General features: G+C 54.3%; 2 protein-coding genes. Both read left to right on the top strand.

All coding sequences use genetic code 11. The annotated features are described in order from the left end of the window. Window positions 1-86 precede the first annotated feature (86 nt). Entirely contained in the window at window positions 87-908 is an 822-nt protein-coding gene (locus tag BG52_RS04685) for a DUF6492 family protein (RefSeq protein WP_036580385.1), read from the top strand. Between the two features lie 12 nt (window positions 909-920). Next, the coding region (locus BG52_RS15935) for a sugar phosphate nucleotidyltransferase (RefSeq protein WP_036580382.1) at window positions 921-1,155 on the top strand (235 nt) is incomplete at its 3' end.

The raw sequence follows: 1,155 nt of genomic DNA on the forward strand, positions 1-1,155 counted from the left end.
GATCTTTTTCGAATTTGAGCCGAACGCCGGCCGCCGTACCTTCATATTTTAAAAGGGAGCGAGAGAACGATAATGGAGATGATACAATGGAACTTTCTGCAGCTGTTCGCGCTAAGAGCAGCCCCGCAATCGATATTCTGATTCCTGCCATCGATAAGGATCTGGCCGCACTGCCCTATGTCATAGACGGCCTGCGGAAGCATGTGAAGCACCCGATTGGCAAGATCTACGTCGTCTCCCCCGACAGCAAACGGATCCGCAGCCTCTGCATGCGCAAAAAATGCGCCTTCGTAAACGAAACCTCGGTCCTCCCGATAACCAAGCGCGATATTCATTACCGCTCCCGGACCTGGGACCGTTCAGGCTGGCTGTATCAGCAACTGCTTAAGCTAAACGGCGATACGATCTGCAGCAGGGATTTTCTGGTAGCCGACGCCGACACCGTATTGATCCGTCCCCACCGCTTCCGCGCCAAAGGCAAAACCGTTTTTTATTTCCGTGGCTGGAGCCAGCCCGAATACTTCAACACCTATCGCAAGCTGCTCGGCAGACAACGTTCCGCCCCCCGTTCGCTGGTAACGCATTATATGCTGTTCGAAAGAGCGAAGCTCAGACAGCTGAAGCGGACGATTGAAGCCAAACACGGGATGCCCTGGTTCAGAGCGATTATACGCTCGATCGACCGCACGAAGCAGTTCGGCTTCTCGGAGTTCGAAACCTATGGAAATTTTGTTTATTCGAACGACCAGGGCGGCTGCAGGTTGATATCCGCTCGGAACAAAAGCTTAATCGCGGACCCTCGCCGCTTATCCACCACGAAAACAACCAAGCTGGCAAAAACCTATCGTTCGATTTCGTTCCACCAACGCAAAATCTATCGCCGAAGCGCTAAGGCGCCCGCCCGATAAGGAGGAACAAGCTTGCATATCGTACTTTTGTCCGGAGGTGCAGGCAAAAGGCTGTGGCCTCTCTCCAACGGCGTTCGCACCAAAGCGTTCCTTAAGCTCCTTCCCGCTCCCGACGGAGGCAATGAATCAATGCTTCAGCGGGTAATCCGGCAGCTTGGCAGCGCGGGCCTGCTGGCTTCGTCCATGATCGTGACGCATCACAGCCAGCTAGATATTACATTCAGCCAGATCGGCGAGCGGATTCCCG

It is taken from the genome of Paenibacillus darwinianus, assembly GCF_000598065.1.
GTDB lineage: Bacteria > Bacillota > Bacilli > Paenibacillales > Paenibacillaceae > Paenibacillus_I > Paenibacillus_I darwinianus.

Excerpts from the sequence above, each read along its gene's own strand:
- BG52_RS04685 (WP_036580385.1), top strand. The coding sequence starts at position 87 with ATGGAACTTTCTGCAGCTGTTCGCGCTAAGAGCAGCCCCGCAATCGAT.